Annotated in this window: 15 protein-coding genes; 7 read left to right on the forward strand and 8 right to left on the reverse strand. The window is 40.5% G+C overall.

Annotated elements, in window-relative coordinates:
- Window positions 1-378 precede the first annotated feature (378 nt).
- The 7 genes from Q0376_RS02165 to Q0376_RS02195 all read right to left on the reverse strand — a co-directional run bounded on the left by Q0376_RS02165 (window position 379) and on the right by Q0376_RS02195 (window position 8,057).
- On the reverse strand, window positions 379-1,206 hold the full coding sequence (locus tag Q0376_RS02165) for a uracil-DNA glycosylase (RefSeq protein ID WP_363302977.1): 828 nt from the start codon (window positions 1,204-1,206) through the stop codon (window positions 379-381).
- A gap of 285 nt (window positions 1,207-1,491) precedes the next feature.
- Window positions 1,492-3,102 (reverse strand): glycosyltransferase family 39 protein, encoded by a 1,611-nt coding sequence (locus Q0376_RS02170; protein ID WP_298703589.1) that lies wholly within the window; start codon window positions 3,100-3,102, stop codon window positions 1,492-1,494.
- A gap of 12 nt (window positions 3,103-3,114) precedes the next feature.
- Complete coding sequence (locus Q0376_RS02175; protein ID WP_298703592.1) at window positions 3,115-3,723, reverse strand: DedA family protein; 609 nt, start codon at window positions 3,721-3,723, stop codon at window positions 3,115-3,117.
- A gap of 275 nt (window positions 3,724-3,998) precedes the next feature.
- Entirely contained in the window at window positions 3,999-5,291 is a 1,293-nt protein-coding gene (locus tag Q0376_RS02180; RefSeq protein ID WP_298703594.1) for an adenylosuccinate synthase, read from the reverse strand.
- 506 nt (window positions 5,292-5,797) lie between these two features.
- Window positions 5,798-7,090, reverse strand: coding sequence for an adenylosuccinate lyase (purB, locus tag Q0376_RS02185; RefSeq protein ID WP_298703597.1), 1,293 nt, complete (start codon window positions 7,088-7,090; stop codon window positions 5,798-5,800).
- Between the two features lie 437 nt (window positions 7,091-7,527).
- A complete protein-coding gene (locus Q0376_RS02190) occupies window positions 7,528-7,749 on the reverse strand; it encodes a hypothetical protein (protein ID WP_298703599.1) in 222 nt (73 codons plus the stop codon).
- A gap of 74 nt (window positions 7,750-7,823) precedes the next feature.
- A complete protein-coding gene (locus tag Q0376_RS02195) occupies window positions 7,824-8,057 on the reverse strand; it encodes a DUF2922 domain-containing protein (protein ID WP_298703601.1) in 234 nt (77 codons plus the stop codon).
- A 481-nt stretch (window positions 8,058-8,538) separates the two neighbouring features.
- On the opposite strand from Q0376_RS02195, the gene Q0376_RS02200 reads away from it, so the two are divergent.
- Complete coding sequence (locus tag Q0376_RS02200; RefSeq protein WP_363302978.1) at window positions 8,539-10,821, forward strand: ribonucleoside-diphosphate reductase subunit alpha; 2,283 nt, start codon at window positions 8,539-8,541, stop codon at window positions 10,819-10,821.
- Between the two features lie 157 nt (window positions 10,822-10,978).
- On the forward strand, window positions 10,979-12,007 hold the full coding sequence (locus tag Q0376_RS02205; RefSeq protein WP_298703605.1) for a ribonucleotide-diphosphate reductase subunit beta: 1,029 nt from the start codon (window positions 10,979-10,981) through the stop codon (window positions 12,005-12,007).
- Between the two features lie 184 nt (window positions 12,008-12,191).
- Here the strand turns inward: Q0376_RS02205 and Q0376_RS02210 are convergent, their stop codons facing one another.
- Window positions 12,192-13,490: an amidohydrolase gene (locus tag Q0376_RS02210; RefSeq protein WP_298703607.1), complete on the reverse strand. Its 1,299-nt coding sequence runs from the start codon at window positions 13,488-13,490 to the stop codon at window positions 12,192-12,194.
- 261 nt (window positions 13,491-13,751) lie between these two features.
- Here Q0376_RS02210 and dcuC point away from each other — a divergent pair, with 261 nt between their 5' ends.
- The 5 genes from dcuC (at window position 13,752) to aroC (ending at window position 20,405) form a co-directional block, all read left to right on the forward strand.
- Window positions 13,752-15,008, forward strand: coding sequence for a C4-dicarboxylate transporter DcuC (dcuC, locus tag Q0376_RS02215; protein ID WP_298703609.1), 1,257 nt, complete (start codon window positions 13,752-13,754; stop codon window positions 15,006-15,008).
- Window positions 15,009-15,722: 714 nt separating this feature from the next.
- Window positions 15,723-16,736: a 3-deoxy-7-phosphoheptulonate synthase gene (gene aroF / locus Q0376_RS02220; protein WP_298703611.1), complete on the forward strand. Its 1,014-nt coding sequence runs from the start codon at window positions 15,723-15,725 to the stop codon at window positions 16,734-16,736.
- A gap of 11 nt (window positions 16,737-16,747) precedes the next feature.
- A complete protein-coding gene (gene aroB / locus Q0376_RS02225; protein WP_298703613.1) occupies window positions 16,748-17,806 on the forward strand; it encodes a 3-dehydroquinate synthase in 1,059 nt (352 codons plus the stop codon).
- A gap of 108 nt (window positions 17,807-17,914) precedes the next feature.
- A complete protein-coding gene (aroA, locus tag Q0376_RS02230) occupies window positions 17,915-19,297 on the forward strand; it encodes a 3-phosphoshikimate 1-carboxyvinyltransferase (protein ID WP_298703615.1) in 1,383 nt (460 codons plus the stop codon).
- Complete coding sequence (gene aroC, locus Q0376_RS02235) at window positions 19,287-20,405, forward strand: chorismate synthase (protein ID WP_298703617.1); 1,119 nt, start codon at window positions 19,287-19,289, stop codon at window positions 20,403-20,405. Before aroA ends, aroC begins: the two co-directional genes overlap by 11 nt.
- Window positions 20,406-20,438: the final 33 nt, after the last annotated feature.

Raw genomic sequence — 20,438 nt, forward strand, 5'->3', positions numbered from 1 at the left:
TGTACATTCTATGTTTCTATGAGCTGTATCAGTATGTATTAGCATGTTGGCATATTGGTGTATTGGCGTACTTGCTTTTACGTATTATTAATACGTAATTCCCCTAATGTCTAAATACTTATTACGTCTATGGGTAAGGGATTATTATTAAGCATAACAAAAAGAAGGACCGCTCCTTTGGGGACGCGCCTCTCTCGTTTGCTTTTTCACATTACCTATTTGTCAAATTATATATGATGCTTATAAGGAATAGTTTGCATCAAAAGCCGAACGATTACTTAAATTTAGTATAACATATTCCGATTATTTCGAAAAGACTTAGGTACCGCACCTTATATAGCAAGGGCGCAAATAGGTATGACCTATAGTTATAGGTCTTTATTTCAAAGCCTCTTTAAATTGCATTTTATACAAATTAGCCCCTCCATTGGCAGGATGGCGTAAGGCCACCGCCTCAACACCATAATGAGCTAAGGTTTGGGCTGCTTTTTGCCCTACTGCAAAGACCTTAGCCTCTCCATTAAGGGCTAGTAAGGCTTTTGTATAGGCCCAACCAGCGTCTAATTCATCTGGTGTAGGCGTACGATTAGATAATGACTCTTGCACCTTGTGAGGATGAAAAGGGAAAATATTCCAAAGCAACACCTTATAAGGATCTAGCCCATTTTCTACGATGGAATTCCACACCACAGTGTCCGTCGGTTCGTTAAAGCCTAATTGCTTCTGTGTAGTCTTTTCAATATAGGGACTATCTGAACGGCTTGTCCACTGTGCACCCACTTCTCCAGCTCCACCTAGTTTGCCTACTTCTTTGGAGCTGCCCAATATGCCTTGTTCACCAGTTCCTAGACCTTTCAAATCAGGTCCTACAGCCTTTAGAATCATGTGCGGTTTTATTGTCTTATGATGTCCTAATAACATGCGCTCACACGTAATGGCAATGCCTGTAAAACGCCCGCCTTGATAGCCCACAGCTTCTGCTACCACTACATAGGGCGCTGTCCCTAGACGAGGCTCTAAATAGGCGGCTAGCTGCGCCTGTCGAATCTGTGCCGCCTGAGGTACATCATAGCGTTCATCATAATCACGCCAAGGATTAAACACCCTTTCATTTCCTTCATAGAGACTCAACGCATTTACAAAATCACGAGCCGACCTAATGGACATGCCATTAATTATATTCATCTTAGATTCCATTACCTTCATCTAACCACCAATCTTCAAAGCTTAAACTTATAAATCTCAACTCACACATTTCACTTCCTAAATTTAGGCCCCTAATGCGTATGCCCCTTCTCAATTCCAAGCGGGATTATATGCACAAATATGCCAAAAGCCCCTTAGCAGCTATATAGGTCCGCCAAATACACAGTATTCCTACTGTAGATTCACGATTTTTCTACTGTAAAACTCACAGTATAACTACTGCAAAATCCACAGTCATCCTATATGTAAACCACCAAGGGGCTTATATAATCCTATTAACAACACTTAAGGTATAACATAAATAAACTCTCGTTCAGTTTGTTTTTTTAGTTCCACCAGTGCATATAATGGGGACTGTACAAAGTACTTCTGCTCCCCTTTAGCTACAATAATCATAGCTTGTTCTTGCTTCGCTCGTAAAGCTGTTAACTCTTCTAACGCAGCCTCCTCTTTAATCATCGGCATTTGATATTTCTCATCCCACGCCGCACTGCGTATCTCCTTAGGCACGACTAAGTACGAATCAATACGTGTAACAGGTTTGTCCGTATAATATACTAAAGAGGCACTATAGCCAGCAAAATAATAAACAGGGCCCTTAAACTGCTCAACGTCTTCCCTATAAGCTACGGAGGAGCGCTGTTCTACTAAAGGCTGTACGCCTTCATGAATCACAACACCACTAATAGCCAAGGTTGCTATGGTAATCACAACAGGCAGCATATAACGCTTCCCTTTTACATACGTAGCCACTGTCAAAATCACACCAGCTACAATAAATACATATAGCAAATACCAAAAGCCCCAAGGCACAAAGAAGCTCGCCACACCTAAAAGAATCCACAAGAAGAACGCCGGCCCCATGAGAAGCCACATGTTACGTTTTGCAGAACCAGGGCGAAGTATTTTAACCGTCCCAACAGCCCCTAAAAAACTAAATGGTATCATGCTGATAAATGTATAAGTAGGATATTTAGTGGCCATAAGGGTGTAAAACAGCACCGTCCCCCAGCCAAGAATCATGGACAATACATAAAAAGGCTGTTTTTGACGCCAACCATAATACATGCCATAAAAAATGGCCCCCGTCCAAGGCAAGGCCGCTACGGGCATAACAGCTAAATAATACCACCAATGATTATCGCCAGGATGTTCTGACTGCGTAGCACGCACTACATTATGAAGCCCTAAAAATCCATTGATAAAATCCTGACCATGGGTCATATACATAAATATATACCACGGAAGAGTAACTACACAAAAAGCCAGTAGCCCTTGCCAAGCAAATAAGCGTTTTAACATCTGCCCAGAGCGATTAACCAAAGCATATAGCAATAATAGTAGACCTGGTAAAACCAAGGCTACGGGCCCCTTTGTTAAGGTACCAAGACCTGCAAATATATAGGCCAAAACCATAAAGCCAGTCTTATTCTCCGTAAGCCCCCGATAGGCATAGCAGAAAACACCTATGGTAGTATACAAAAGAACCATATCGGTTACAATTCCGCGCGCCAAAATCCAAAACTCTAAGGAGGACCCTAAAATAAAGGCACACCAAATAGATAAGAGTCGACGCCCTGAAATTGTACGTACTAATTGATAGAAAAAGCTCACTGATAAAGCGGCAAACAAAGCAGCCGGAAAGCGTGCTGCAAAGTCAGTAATACCAAATATTTTATAAGATAAGCCAATGAGCCAATAAATCATAATAGGCTTATCGAACCAGAAGGTGTGATAAATCTGTGGTGACAACCAGTTGCCCGACATCACCATTTCCTTAGCGGTTAACGCATAATTTGATTCCACTGGGTCCGTAATTGGCAATGATCCATTACCAATAGCAAATATGGCTAAGGCTAAGATAAAAAATATAACACTTATGCGATGTAAGCGCATGGTATCACCTCCTTACTTAGATTCAGCTTGTTTATTTTTACGTTTTTTGAAATAACGATAGCCGAAAATAGCTGCCGCAATAGCAAATACGACAATCATAATAATAAGTAATTCATGATTATATTCAATGAGGTCTTGCCAATGTTCGCCTAGTTTCACACCAAGCCATACAAGTAAAATTGTCCATGGAATCGTCCCCAACACAGTCCATAAAATGAAGCGCCCCATGGGATACCGTGCAATCCCTGCAGGGAAGGAAATAAAGGTACGAATCCCTGGTAATAAACGCCCAAAGAATACAGCAGCACCGCCATATTTATTAAACATTTTTTCTGCTAATTCGAATTTGTGTTCATTGAAGAAAATATAGCGACCATATTTTAAAAGTAATGGTCGTCCGCCCCATTCGCCAAGCCAGTAGGAAATAACAGATCCCACCACACCAGCTAAGGTAGCCACCACCATAGTGGTGTACATTTCAAACACCCCTTGAGCGATTAAATAGCCAGAAAAACCTAATACCACTTCACTAGGAATAGGAATATTAGCATTTTCTAATACCATAGTAATAAACATGGCCCAATATCCATATTGTTCCAAAAATGTAATTATATGTTCCACTGTATGCTCCTTTTACTATTTATGATTCATTTTCTATTTGTGATTCATTTACTATTTATGAACCACTATTTATAAACCATATATCGACAAAATTAAATACTTTCTCACATTACCTTTTATTTTATCATATTTTGCTTATTTTTCACATAAATAAAATGCATGCATCAAATCGCGGAACGCATAGCACAAATATTCAACTTTCTGGGCCAATAAAAATCGCTAAGCCTAGATGCATAATCAAGGCTTAGCGAGCATTTAATTTATGTATTTATAGATTAATCCGCAAATACATCGTGTAATACGATAGTTTGACTACGATTTGGACCTACTGACACAATGCCAAGACGAACGCCTGTTACTTCAGAAATACGTTCTACATAGCGGCGTGCTGCTTCAGGAAGATCTTCATAGTTACGAATAGCACTCGTATCAGTTTCCCAACCAGGTAATGTTTCATATACTGGTTCACATTGTTCAAGTTCACGAAGGTCTGCTGGGAAGCCTTTTACAGGCTCACCATCTTTAGTATAACCTACGCAAATTTTTACTTCTGGTAATTTATCGAGAATATCTAAACGAGTAATAGCTAAATAATCAAGGCTATTTAAATCTGCCGCATAGCTTACTACGGCAAGATCCAACCAACCGCAACGACGAGGACGGCCTGTTACAGTGCCAAATTCATGGCCTGTATTGCGAAGATAATCGCCTGTTTCATCAAGAAGTTCAGATGGGAATGGACCTTCCCCTACGCGAGTTGCATATGCCTTTACTACGCCAATAATGTTTTTCAAGTAGTTAGGACCTACGCCAGCGCCTACAGAAGCACCACCAGCAATTGGGTGAGAACTTGTAACAAATGGATATGTACCGTGGTCAAGGTCAAGCATAGTAGCTTGTGCCCCTTCGAACAAGACTTTTTTGCCTTCTTTAATCGCTGTCACTACATTATAGTTAGTATCAGTTACATAAGGACGAAGGCGTTCTGCATATTCAGTATAGTCTTTTAAAATTTGGAAGTAATCAACAGCTTCTGTGCTGCCATATACTTCACGAAGAATTTTATTTTTAATGCGTACATTGTAATCAAGTTTTGCCTTGAATACTTCTTCATCTAAAAGGTCACAAATACGGATACCTACGCGATTTACTTTATCAGCATAGCAAGGGCCAATACCATTTTTAGTAGTGCCGATTTTTAAATCCCCTTTGGAATTTTCCTCTGCTTCATCAAGTAAATTATGGTAAGGCATAATTACATGAGCACGATTAGAAATCTGCAAGGATTGTGCACTTTTGCCTTCATGCTCTAAATTTTCAATTTCATTGAGCAATACTTTAGGGTCCACAACCACACCTGTGCCAATAATATTTGTTTTATTATCGTATAAAATACCACTTGGCAATAAGCGAAGTGCAAATGCACGGTCATCAACAACTACAGTGTGTCCTGCATTATTACCGCCTTGACTACGTACAACTACATCAGCCTGTTCTGCTAAATAGTCTACGATTTTGCCTTTCCCTTCATCGCCCCATTGGGTGCCAATTACCATACTGGTTGCCATAATATTCGAACCTCCATCTATATATGTCATAGTTAGTCATGTATGGCCTGCTTCTTATAGAAGCATTTCATACACTTCATTATAACATAGAAACAAAAAGCATGCATCGAGTAAATAAAAGCGTGCTTCATGTAAATAAAAGTACACCTCATATAAATAAAAACACACTCCTTATAAATAAAAGCACGCCTCATGTAAATAAAAAAAGCTGTACTAAATAAAACAATGTCTATTCAGTACAGCCTTTAGTTTTAGTTATAATTTTAGTATTAATCTCAGTTTTAGCTGTAATTTTAATTTCAGCCTTTGCATTAATTTCAACGTTCCCATTAGTTTTAGCTGTAACTTTATTAATTTTAGCTCAAGCCTTGCACCGTATTTATTAGTTCAAAACTTATACGGTCCAAGTCAGCGCCATCAATACGTATGTCCTGATAAAACTCGCTCTATATAAAACTATCTCCACATAAAGCTATCTCTATTAATGCTTGTATCCTTATATAAAATTACAAACCAAAGCGTGCCATAATAGTATCTACATGACGAAGCATGCGATGAGGATCAAATAATTCATCAATTTCTTCATCTGTTAAATACTTCTTAATATCTTCATCACCTTTAAGACCTGCTTTGAAATCCTTGCCTTCTAACCAACGAGCCATGGCATGACGTTGAACCCAACGATACGCTTCATCGCGCACAGCACCTTTATCTACAAGGGCAGTTAGAATTTGCTGACTGAAAATTAAACCGCCCGTAAGCTCAAGGTTCTTTTTCATATTTTCAGGATATACTAATAATTTGTCGATAACGCGGGTAATTAAAGACAACATGTAATCTACAGTAATAGTGCTATCTGGTAAAATAACGCGTTCTACAGAGCTATGAGAAATATCGCGTTCATGCCATAATGCCACATCTTCAAGAGCTGCTTGCGCATTACCACGTACGACACGAGCTAAACCACAGATGCGTTCACAAGTAATTGGATTACGTTTATGAGGCATAGCAGAGGACCCTTTTTGTTTTTTGCTGAAATATTCTTCTGCTTCACGAACTTCCGTACGTTGTAAATGACGAACTTCGAGGGCAATTTTATCTAATGTACTAGCAATAATAGCCAATGTGCTGCAAAGTTCGGCATGACGGTCACGTTGGATAACCTGAGTGGCAATTTTAACTGGTTCAAGACCTAGTTTTTCACATACATATTGCTCAATAAAAGGATCATTTACAGAATATGTGCCCACAGCGCCAGACATTTTACCAACAGCTACATTCTTCTTAGCATGTTCTAAACGTTCGATATCGCGTTCAATTTCTGCCATCCATAGACAGAGTTTCAAACCAAATGTAGTTGGTTCCCCATGAATACCATGCGTACGGCCCACCATTGGGGTATATTTAAACTCCGCTGCACGACGACGAAGTACGGCATGAAACTCGTGTAAATCTTCTAAAATAATGTCACAGGCTTGCTTCATCATAGCGCCAAGAGCTGTATCTTTAACATCAGTAGAAGTCAGACCTAAATGAATATACTTAGCTTCTGCCCCTACATATTCGCCCACTGCTGTAACAAAGGAAATAATATCATGGTTAGTTTCTTTTTCGATTTCGTGAATGCGTTCCACATCGAAATTAGCTTTTTCACGAATCACTTTCGCTGCTTCTTTTGGAATAATTCCTAATTCAGCTTGTGCTTCACAAGCTAAAATTTCCACTTCCAACATTTGATCGAACTCATTACGTTCACTCCAAATGTGGCCCATTTTTTCTCTCGTATAACGTGCAATCATCGTGCAAAACCTCCATAGAAACTAAGAGAATACTTACGTTACATAACTATCTTTATCATATCATAGGGGCTATAAGTGGTCAACATTAAAACCCGAACATTAAAAAGAATAATTTATTAATGTTCGGATTTTTATCCTTCCACTACAACTTTAGCGTCACAAACAATAAGAACATGCTACGAGAAACTATGAAACTAGCCCTTAAACTATATAAGTAAGCAAAGAAACTCCAGCTAAATATGTAGTAACCATTCTCTCCTCCCACTACTACCTTAGGGCCACAGGTGGAAATTATGGCAAAAGAAACTATTGTGCCTGAAAAATATACTAAAAGCCCCCTCTAAATACGGAATGACCATTCGAGCTTGACTAGCTGGGAATGAGTATTTAGAGGGGGCTTTCTAGCTTTCAATCAATTAGTTTCTTAATGCAGAAACTTACACCTGTGACCCTAAAGTCGTAGTCTCTACACGTACTACATCCTTATAAGGATAGGCACACAAACCAGCCACAGCCTTACCAATATCTTCAAAATCCACAGGATCCACTGCAGGGTTTACAGGATTTACACTAATGGATTTTGTTTTATTTTCATCTAAAGTTAAGCGAATTTGTGCCCTAACTGCTTCTACCATATTGCGTTCTACTACATCTGCCATATATATACTCCTTTTCTAGAGCCACACTAGGCTCTCAAAACAACAATTTATGCTCTACAATCACATGTAAGATATTAAGATAAAGGGGTAATGGTGCTAACCGCCATTTGTGCGCCTTTAAAATCTACTAATACGTCCCCTTTAGAAGACATAATAAACTGCTTATTTAACATGGCCTCCCCTACGGCGCGACATTCGGCTAAACTCACATTCTCCTTAGGCACCGAGATTTTAAATAATGTTTCCTTATTTTCTTTGTCCGTAAAAATTAATTGTAATTCTTTTTTAACATGTACTTCATTAGCCATAATAGCCCTCCTTATACATAAAGGTACAATATTCAACAATTTCTCAGATTAAACCATTTTGCGCGCTTTCATAGTTAATCCTCTTGCAAGAGCTGTAAGACTTCAATTTTCATCTTCGCCCTACACCTTTATACATTCCGTTAAAATTGATTTGTAAACCTATATTTTTAAAAAATTTTTCACTCATTTTTTCTTCCATCTGGTAAACAAAAAACTGTAAACTAGCACAGTGACGCTATTTCTATTTTTTTCAATATAGTCAAGAGGGGCTGCCTTGCAAATTTCACAACGCATTGTGTCAAAATTCCTCTTTTATTTTTTCTTCAAATAATAGTATAATAGAGTGTATCTTGTAGAAGGGAATCAGTTTCATATACAAGATATTGATTTTTTCAGTACATAGCTGACACTACACTACGTTGTAAGTATCAGCTCTTTTTTTAAGTATATACACTTGTTTAGGGAAGGATTAGTAGTATTTATGGCTATTATGATCAAGAAGCGAGACGGACACTACGAACCGCTCTCCGTAGAAAAAACGAAAAAGATGATTGCCTTTGCATGTTTAGGTCTTGAAACATGTGACCCTATTGAGCTTGAAATGGACTCCAAGCTTCAATTCGTAGACGGCATGAGCACTAAAGAAATTCAAAAGATTTTAGTACAAACTGCTATTGAAAAAGTAATCCAAAAAACTGACGACGGCTTTGGCAATCAAGTAAATCGCATGAACCAAGATTGGCAATATGTAGCCGCTCGCTTATATTTATTTGATTTATATAAAGAGGCAGCAATTAATCGCAAATACAAGGCATTTGGTTACGGCAATTTCCCAGCCCTTGTAAAAACCTTAGTAGACCTTGGCCGTTACGCTGATTTCTTCCTCAAAGACTACACTGAAGATGAACTTCAAGAGCTCGGCGATTACATTAAGCCAAAGCGCGACTATCTCTTCAATTATGAAGGTATTAAGCTCTTAGCTGATCGCTATCTAGTAAAAGGCTTCGACAAAGAAGTCTATGAACTTCCACAAGAGCGCTTCATGGCTATCGCTATGCATCTCGCTTTAATCGAAGGGGATCGCAAAGTAGAATTTGCTAAAAAATTCTATGACTTAATGAGTGAGTTAAAAATGACTACAGCTACACCGACTTTGGCCAATGCAGGAACGCCATTCCACCAATTGAGCAGCTGCTTCATTTCCGGCGTTGATGATAATCTTTGGTCCATTTACGATGTAAATAGTAAATTCTCTCGCGTATCTAAACATGGCGGCGCCCTTGGCATTTACATGGGTAAAGTGCGTGCTTTAAACAGCGATATTCGTGGCTACAAAAATTCCTCTGGCGGCGTTATCCCTTGGGTTCGCCTTTACAATGACACCGCTGTTGCCGTAGACCAATTGGGCAAACGCAAAGGTGGCGCCACTGTAACACTTGATATTTGGCATAAGGACTTCTACGAATTCGTAGAACTTCGCACTAATAATGGTGATGATCGCCGTAAAGCACACGATATTTTCCCAGCCATTGCGATTCCAGATATTTTTATGGAACGCCTTCTTGCTCGTGAAAATTTCTCCCTTTTCGATCCTCATGAAGTAGAACGCGAAATGGGCTTTGCCTTAGAAGATTACTATGACGAAGATGATAATAAAGCCTTCACTGAACGATATTTACAATGTGAACAAAATCCAAATCTTCACTCCATCCAAGTCAGTGCCCTCGACATGATGAAACGCATCATGCGCAGTGCTGTAGAAACAGGTACACCATTCATCTTCTTCCGCGACACAGTAAACCGCACAAATCCTAATAAACATGCGGGCATGATTTATGCGTCCAATCTCTGCCATGAAATTGCTCAAAATGTAGGCTTTACTAATTTACAAGAAGAAGTCATCAATCCTGATGGCTCCATTACCACCAAAACTATTACGGGCGATATGGTAACTTGTAATTTAAATTCCATTAATTTAGGTAAAATTACTGACGAAGAATTAGAAGAAAATGTAACACTTCAAATTCGCATGCTCGACAATGTTATTTCCATCAATCAATTCCCTGTACCTGAAGCTAAGATGACGAGCGAAAAATACCGCGCTATTGGCCTTGGTACAAGTGGCTATCACCACTATTTAGTGCGTCATCAATTGCAATGGGAAAGCGAAGAACATATTAAGGCAGCAGACGAATTATTTGAAAATATTGCGTACTATGCCATCAAAGCCTCTATGGAACTGGCAAAAGAAAAGGGTGCCTATCCTGCATTCAAAGGCTCTGAATGGGATACTGGTGCATACTTTGAGCGCCGTGGCTATACCTCTCCTCGTTGGATGAAACTTCGCGAAGATGTAGCTAAGTACGGCATGCGCAATGGCTATTTAATGGCTATCGCACCAACTGGCAGTACCTCTAACATTGCAAACACTACAGCTGGTATTGACCCTATTTTCAAAAAATTCTTTATTGAAGAGAAAAAAGGTAGCTTCACCCCTAAAACAGCACCAGATTTAGACAATTCTACATTCTGGCTTTATAAAGAAGCCCATACCATTGATCAACAATGGAGCATCAAGGCTTGCGGCGTGCGTCAACGTCATATTGACCAAGCACAATCCTTCAATCTTTACATCACACCACAAATGAAGGCTAAAGAAATCTTAAATCTCTATGTAGAAGCCTACAAGCAAGGGATTAAAACAATTTATTACATCCGCAACCAATCCCTTGAAATGGATGAATGTACAAGTTGCTCCTCTTGATGAGCTGATGAATCATTTCTATTATAAATATATTTGAAATATATTTATAATCTATTTCAAATCCACGTGCCTTATATAGGCGCTCATGATATACTAAACTTATAGTGGCCCTCATTATGAGGGCCCACTCCTATATACAGAAAGGGTGAATGCAATCATGGAAAAAAAATTGATTTTCAACGAACACGGCGATCGTGGTACAGAAAGTATGATTGGCGGTAACACCACAAATCTTCGTGAATGGAACCGCATCAAATATGATTGGGCTACAGTTCTTTATCGCACAATGCTCAATAACTTCTGGATTCCTGAAGAAATTTCCTTAAATGAGGACGTAAAACAATTTCCTTATTTAACAGATAGTGAACGCCGCGCCTTCGATAAAATCATTTCCTTCTTAAACTTCTTAGATTCCATTCAAAGTGAAAACTTACCTAATTTAAGTCGTTATGTAACGGCTGCTGAAGTAGCATCCTTACTTAATATTCAAGCGTTCCAAGAAGAAATTCACGCGCAAAGTTATTCTTATATTTTGGACACTGTAACAAATCCAATTACTCGTGACCGCATTTATGACGAATGGCGTACGGATGAAGTATTGCTTTCTCGCAATCGCTTTATTGCCGATATTTACCAACGCTTTAGCGATGATCCATCAGAACACAATTTCATTCGCACCATCATGGCTAACTATATCTTAGAAGGTATTTACTTCTACTCAGGCTTTAGCTTCTTCTATACATTGGCACGGCAAGGTAAAATGACAGCAACTAGCACGATTTTCAAATACATTAATCGCGATGAGGTAACACATTTAATTTTATTCCAAAATATTATTCGTGAACTTCGTGTAGAACGTCCAGAACTCTTTACGCCTGAGCTTGAAGAAGAATTGACCGATATGCTCCGTCAAGGCACGGAAAATGAAATTGCTTGGGGTCAATATATTACTGACGATAAGATTCTTGGCATTAACAATGTCCTAATCGAACGATATATTAAATACTTAGCAAACCTTCGTCTTGATGCAATTGGACTTAAACCACTCTATCCAGAAATCAAGGAAAATCCTATGGCCTGGATTGAAAGTTTCTCTAATCTCAACAGCACAAAGACTGACTTCTTCGAAGCCAAAGTTACTAACTATACTAAAGCAGCGGCCTTTGACTTTGACGATTTAGAATAATTTAAAACCCTACTATGTAAAATCTAAGACTATATATTTCATGTAATAAATAAGACTACATAATTTCATGTAAGATAAATTTTACATATAACTAATATAAACTTACATACAACATAACAAAATCTATGCAATATAAAACGCTCATTCCATACAACTTATGGAATGAGCGTTTTTTCTTATTAAATTACTTTCCTAAGAATCTATCAGCTAATGCCCCCAACCAAGCAACACCCTTAATCATATCGTCCTCATCAATATCAAAACAAGGATTGTGATGTGGCGCCTTAATAGGGGAGCCTAAAATCATATACGTAGCCTGTCCTCCCCGTTCAATCACACGGTGCATAAAGTACGCGCAGTCTTCACTACCACCACCATAGTAGGCCAAGACCACGCGGTCAAAAAGTTCTGTATCTTCCGCTAAGGCCTGCACTTCTTTAGCTAGTGATTCAGTATTAATCACCGCTGGAGCGCCACCAGCCTTAACAATCTGTACTTCACAATCATGCATTTGTGCTGCTGCTTCTAAAATGGTACGGCAACGCTGTTCCACATACTCATTAATGTCTGTAGTTTCACCCCGTACTTCAAGTTTCAAGCTTGCATTACCAGGTGTTACATTGCGGCCTGTACCAGACTCTAATACGCCCACATTAACCCGTGTAATCCCTCCGGAATGACGAGCAATAGCTTGCAAGTTAAGAACCGCCGTACAAGCCGCTAACATAGCATTATTTGCTTTTTCAGGACTGGCTCCGGCATGAGCAGAATACCCCTTGAAATTTACATCTAATTTCGTTGTAGCTAAAAAACCTGGGTCACTGCAAGCCAAGGCTCCCGTAAGGGCCCGATCAATACCGATGTGCATACCAAATAAAATATCCACATCATCTACTACGCCAGCCTCCATCATGGCACGAGCGCCGCGAACACCTTCTTCAGCGGGTTGAATAATTAATTTTACAGTCCCTTTAAACTGTTCCTTATGGGTCGCTATATATTCGGCTAGGCCCAAAATCATCGTCAAATGTGCATCATGACCACAAGCATGCATAGCCTTATCATGAATGGAAACAAAGCCTTCTTTGCTTGGCTTATGTTCTTCGTCCTGACTCTCCTGCACATCATTAGAATCAATATCTGCACGAAATGCTACGGTCGGCCCCTCTTCAGCAAACTTCATAGTGGCCACCAATGCGGTTTTACCATAACCAAACACACTCACCCAACCTGGATCAGCGCCTTCACTAATAGCTCGGTCCATAGCGGCTTTCATTACTTCATCTGATGGCAGCCCCATGCGCACATCCAAATCAAGGACCTCTTCACCAGCTTCGATAGTATACCCTAATTTACTAAGAACAGTGGCCGCTAAGGCAGCAGTACGATATTCCAACCAACCAGGCTCAGGATGTCGGTGCAAATCACGACGTCGCGCAATATATTCCTCTTTTTTAGCCTTTGCAAAATCAATGCTATTCATAATGTTTCCTCCTCTATCTATAAATACAAGCTTTATAATCATCTATTCCTAGTACATCCTATGACAAAACAATATAAAATGCACATATATAATACACCATAAATAAAATGATACGATAGAAAATACATCTGTTCAATATAAATACACTTGTATACATGTATACATGCGCCCTCCTCATTGCGGCGCGTCGAGCAATTCGTTATAATTCGGGGTATAGTTTTTAGGTATTATTTTTCATTTATTCAAAAGAGGGAGATTATTATGGTTATTGCAGGTTCCATTATTGTTATTGGCACCATATTACTACTGATTTTAAAATTTGATGCCAAAGTTGTTCTTCTTGGTGCTGGTTTTCTTATGGGCATCATCGGTGGCGTGCCTATGGATATTTTCAAGGCCTTTGAAAAAGGCATGACGAGCGCCGGCCTCATTATGTCCATTTGTTCTTGCATGGGGTTTGCTCTTGTTATGAAATACACCGAATGCGACAAACACTTAGTTAACCTCTTAGCCAGCGTTATTAAAAATGTGCCCTTCTTTCTTATTCCAGGGGTAGTTATCGCCACCTACTTTATCAATATGGCCTTACCTAGTGCAGCGGGCACAGCCGCAGCGGCGGGGGCCGTATTTATTCCCCTTATGATGTCTGCCGATATTCATCCAGCCATGGCGGCAGCCGCTTTAAAAGCAGGTACTTATGGTTCCATGTTAAATCCAGGGCTCGCACATAATGCCTTTGTAGCCAAACTAGCTCATGTATCGCCCATGGATGTAATTAGCTTCCATTATATTGCCAATGTAACCTCTTTAGTAGTCGCTGCTATTAGCCTCAGTATTGTAGCCTACATTACTAAAGAATATAAGGGACATCCAGCACCTGATCTTCAAACCGATTTTAATTTTAAAATCAACTTTATCTACGCCATCATGCCTATCGTGCCTATAGCCATTTTGCTACTAGGTGCCACAGGACTAATCCCAGCTTTCAAGGTATCTGTTCCAGCGGCCATGTTAATTGGTGCCTTTCTTACCATTTTAGTAACTCGCACGAACCCTCGTGAAATCGCCAATAATTTCTTCAATGGCATGGGCGAAGGCTATGCTAAAATCATGTCCATCATCATTGCTTGTGGCGTATTCGTAGCTGGTATGGATTCCATGGGCCTTGTTAAAGCCTTCACGCAAGAAATGATGCAAAATCCATCCATTATGAAAATTGCAGCTGCCGTTGGTCCCTTCCTACTCGGCCTCATTACTGGCTCAGGAGATGCTGCTACTATGGCCTTTAATGAAGCCATCTCGTCTCATGCCTTAGACTTTGGTATGACCACTGTGCAAATGGGCTCCATGGCTACTTTAGGGGGTACTTTGGGCCGTACTATTTCGCCTATTGCTGGCGCTACTATCATCGTAGCAGGCATAGCAGGTGTTAATCCTATTGAGGTAACCAAACGCAATGGTATTCCTATTATTCTTGCCTTAGCAGCAGGTTCTTTAGTCCTTGCTTTAGGATATTAATCACCAGCCCCTTAAAGTTCCTAAATGGGACCCCCATAGAGATTCTGTTCAGAATACCACTGGAGATTTCAGTCAGGAAATTCCAGTCAGAAGACCCCTTCAAAATCCTAATCGAACTATCAATCGAAATATCAACTGAACTAAAAGTTAAACATCGAATCTGATTGGTAATGGAAATTTATTTTTCCATAGAAGCCATCTATTAAAAATGCCCAAATATAGCGATTTTATCTATGTTTTGTACACTTTAACAATACAAATGTTGGTCCAGTAGATTCATTTTTTATAAAATTTCTTGAAAAATTTACTTGCCAAACCTTATACCTTAGGTTTATAATGTGAAAAACTACTTAACGAAAGGAGCTATACCAATGATGAATCAAATCAGCACGATGAACAGCCAATACTTCTATTTTGGGTTCTTTATCCAGTCTACGGGTAAAGGACTATTTGGGCTACGCTGATTTAGGTCATCTAGGCAAGGCTTACTATAGTAAGGAGCTACCCGTATTGGAGACGGGTGGCTCCTTTTTTGTTACCCCTCCATATACTTAGAAGTCCTTACTTAGCTACCTTTAAGGAGCTAGTATTTTAACTATGTCATCTCGTAGTATAGGAGCATAGTAATATCAAATCGATACCTAATGTTCGTAGCATAGTAGTATAGTAGGTGGCTCAAATGAGCCTGTATTTAATCTAATGGAGGAATGTATCATGATTATCACCTTAAAAGACAATGCGAACCCTGTAGAATTACAAAAATTAAGAGAACGCCTTATTAGCCAAGGCTTCCAACTTGTACCAGCGAAGGGAACGCATTACTCTATAATTGGTATTATTGGCGATACCGCATCCCTTGATAAACGCCAACTTGAATCCTTAGACATTGTCGAAAAAGTAAGTCGTATTCAAGAGCCTTTCAAAAAAGCCAATCGTAAATTTCACCCCGATGATACCATAGTCAATGTAGGGGGCGTAAAAATTGGTGGCGGTCACTTCGCTATTATGGCTGGCCCTTGCTCGGTAGAAACACCAGAACAAGTCCTCGCCACAGCGCAGGCCGTAAAAGAAGCCGGTGCTACTATTCTTCGTGGCGGTGCCTTCAAACCTCGCACCTCACCGTACTCCTTCCAAGGCATGGGTCCAAGTGGCCTAGAGCTCTTATTATTAGCCAAAAAAGAAACAGGCCTTCCTATTGTGTCCGAAGTGATGGATCCATCGCAACTTCAATACTTTGATGATGTGGATATGCTTCAAATTGGGGCCCGCAATATGCAAAACTTTACCTTATTAAAAGAAGTGGGGAAACTTAAAAAGCCAGTGCTTTTAAAACGTGGCCTATGTGCTACTTACGAAGAATGGCTAATGGCTGCTGAATACATTATGAGTGAAGGAAATGACCAAATCGTTCTTTGCGAGCGCGGCATTCGTACCTTTGAAACCAAAACTCGTAATACCCTTGATGTGACAGCTATCCCAATGATTCACGAATTAAGTCATTTGCCAATTATCATGGACCCTAGCCATGCAGCGGGAATGAGTCGTATGGTTCGCCCTCTATCACTAGCTTCCACTGGCGGTGGTGCTGATGGCCTTATGATTGAAGTTCACAATGACCCGTCCAAAGCACTTTGTGATGGTCCTCAGGCTCTTCGTCCTGACCAATTCAAGGCATTAACAAAAGAAGTCTTTGCCCTTAGAGATATTGTAGCCAATGGGCTTGTTTAGAAAGGATTGCTATGAGTACAATTCATATTGAAGCCTCCACCGCTTATGATGTAATTATAGAAACTGGTGCTCTTCATAAGGCCGCCAACTATATCCGTAAAGTCAAAAAGCCTTGCCCCGTTGTTATCGTAACAGATGATCAAGTCGGTCCCCTCTATGCGAATACATTAACTGACCAATTAACATCAGCAGGCTATACCGTGAAACTGTATCAATTTCCCCATGGTGAAGCACAGAAAAATGCCCATCAATTACTCCACTTAGTCGAATTTTTAGCGGCACAAGCGCTAACTCGCAAGGACCTACTCATCGCCCTTGGCGGTGGCGTTGTTGGCGATATGGCAGGCTTTGGAGCCGCCACATATTTACGTGGCATCGATTATATTCAAATCCCCACCAGCTTACTCGCTATGGTAGACTCTTCTGTAGGAGGCAAAACAGCTGTGAATCTACCGGCTGGCAAGAATCTCTGGGGTGCCTTTAAACAACCACGGCTAGTACTCTGTGATCCTTCCACCCTTCAAACATTGCCAACTAAAGAATTCATTAATGGCTGCGGTGAAGTCATTAAATATGGCATGATTGGCTATCCTCAATTACTAGAAGAGTTAGAAACCACGCCTTTAACTATTAATGATATGGACCATATTAGCCGCATCATCGAATGCTGTGTAAAAGCCAAGACTGAAATAGTACAACAAGATGAATTAGAAAAAGGCCTTCGCCAAATGCTCAATTTTGGTCATACCTTTGGTCATGGCATAGAAATGGCTAGCCAATTTACCATTCATCATGGCTATGCTGTTGCCATTGGCATGGCTATTATGATGCGCAGTGCCGTAAAAAAAGGGCTCATTTCTGAAGATGTAAGCCATCGATTCTTACAAATTCTTACCCACCATCAATTACCTACTACAACAACGATTAGTAGTACCATATTATGCGAAGCAGCAACCCATGATAAGAAAAGCCAAGGCCATACAATTACCATTATCCGGCCTACCCAATGGGGACAATGTGAACTAGCCACAATTTCACATGATGAACTCCCCTCCTATTTAGATGAGTAACGCAGACCTAACTACAAGGCATTTTACTAAGAAATCGTGCTAAAAAGTATTTAAACAAAAGAGATAGAGACACTATTTGAATTGAAATAATTTAGTAAGGAGACCATTATGCATATAATTACCCAAGCCGCCCCAAGTGGCACTATACAAGCTATCCCCGCGAAGGCACATGCCCATCGGGCCCTCATTGCTGCTGCATTAAGCAATAGCCCGTCTACCTTGCGCATAGCTTTATATTCTAAAGATATAGATGCTACCATTACATCCTTGTGCGGTTTGGGCGCTCGCATAGAGAGAACAGCTACAGGGGTTACTGTAAGCCCTATAAGCTATGAGAAAAAGAGCTCCATAGACTATGAGAAGAAGGACACTACAGGCCATGAGAAAAAGAGTCCTCTAGGCTATGAAAAAAAAGTTAATCAAGATGCTATTATTGACGCTCACGAGTCAGGTACGACCTTACGGCTTTTATTACCTGTCGGTGCTACCCTAGGCACTTCAGTAAAAGTCAGCGCCGCTGGTCGATTACCAGAGCGACCTCTAGAACCCTTAAAAAGTCAAATGGAAGCACATGGTGTTCAATTTTCTGAAGCCAAACCGCCCTTTACCATGACAGGCCATTTGCAAGGCGGAACCTTTAATCTTGCTGGCAATATTAGTAGTCAATTTTTCTCTGGTCTCTTACTAGCTGCACCTCATATGGCTCCTATATTAGATAGGCAAAACCAAGAGCCGGTAGTTACCATTCATAGCACCACAGCGCTTCAATCACGAGACTATGTAGAACTAACCATAGGAGTTATGCAAGATTTTGGTGTTACCGTAACTAAAAAAGGGGATACCTTTATAGTCAACACCGAGCAAGAATACCAAGGCTGTAACAATTATGCCATTGAAGGTGATTGGTCCAACAGTGCGATTTGGATTGTAGCGGCTGCCCTCACAGGACAAGTTATAACAATTACGGGCTTACAACGCCATTCCGTACAAGCCGATCGACGTATTATGGATGTTGTAAAAAGAGCCGGATTAGCAATTAACTGGGTCCCCAATTCTAACACCCATGAATTAGACCTTCACTGCCAAGGAAAAGCCACTAAGCCCCTATCCGTAGACTTAGAGCAAATGCCTGACCTGTTACCAGTACTCGCCGCATTAGCTTGCGGCATAAAAGGCAAAAGCGAATTTATAAATGGCGCCCGTCTTCGCCTAAAAGAATCCGATCGCTTAGACGCTGTCACGAATTTAGTTAATAATTTAGGCGGCACAGCCTACTGTGTAGGCGACAATCTTTATATTGAAGGCACTGGGCATTTAACGGGCGGGCAAGGCCATTGCGTCAATGACCATCGCCTAGTCATGGCCGGCACCCTAATGGCCCTCATTAGTAATGAACCCGTAACACTTAAAGATAGCGAAGCCATTAGTAAATCGTATCCCTTATTTTTTAATCATTGGAATCAACTAGGAGGACATGCAAATGAGCTCTAATTTTGGCAAAGATTTAACTATTTCTGTATTTGGCGCCTCCCATGGTACGGCCATCGGCGCTGTCATCGATGGCTTACCTTGTGGTGAATCCATTGATATAGATACATTATTAACTTTTATGAGGCGCCGCGCACCAGGACAAAGTTTAGTCACTACACAGCGCAAAGAAGCGGACACACCTGTATTTCTAAGTGGTCTCGTAAATAACAAGCTCAGTGGCTCTCCTTTGGCTTTCTATATTGAAAATACTAATCAGCGTTCTGGTGACTACAATAATCTGCGCGATGTGCCGCGCCCTTCTCATGCAGACTACACAGCACGGGTACGGTACGGCTCTTATGTAGACCTTAGAGGGGGCGGCCATTTTTCTGGTCGACTTACGGCCCCACTTTGCTGTGCCGGCGGTATTGCCCTTCAACTCTTAAAAGCTAAGGGCATTGAAATTGGCGCTCATTTAAAACAAGTAGGACCTATCAAGGATACAACCCTAGATTATGTAAATCCACCCATGGATGCGCTTCACCAAGTAGGTCATGAGACCCTCGCCATGGTTGACAATCAAGCACGACTCAATGCCATTACTTATGTTGATGAACTTCGCCAACTAGGTGATTCCACTGGCGGCATCATTGAAGTATTTGCCACCGGCCTTCCCGTAGGCATTGGCAATCCTAATTTTGACGGCATAGAAAACCGCCTAGCACGCACGCTCTTTGGCATTCCTGGGGTCAAAGGTGTTTCCTTTGGCAGCGGCTTTGACGGTTGTGTACAACGCGGGTCTGAGCAAAATGACCCTTTCCGCATTGACCACAGTAAAAATAATCACATTGAAACTAGCACTAATAATAGTGGCGGTATCCAAGGTGGTATTACTAATGGCATGCCCCTAGTCCTTCAGGTGGGAATGAAACCAACTGCATCCATTTCACTTATGCAAGATAGCATTAGCTTTAAAGAACAAGAAAATGTAGAACTACAAATTAAAGGACGTCATGATCCATGCATCGCCGTTCGTGCCGTTCCGGTAGTAGAAGCAGTCACCGCATTAGTACTACTGGATTTCTTGCTCCCTTATTATGATAGACTACCACTTACTTCCATTCGTTAACATATATCCAAATTTTCAGCGTACTACAAAGGA

This window comes from uncultured Veillonella sp. (assembly GCF_937981445.1).
Lineage (GTDB): Bacteria > Bacillota > Negativicutes > Veillonellales > Veillonellaceae > Veillonella_A.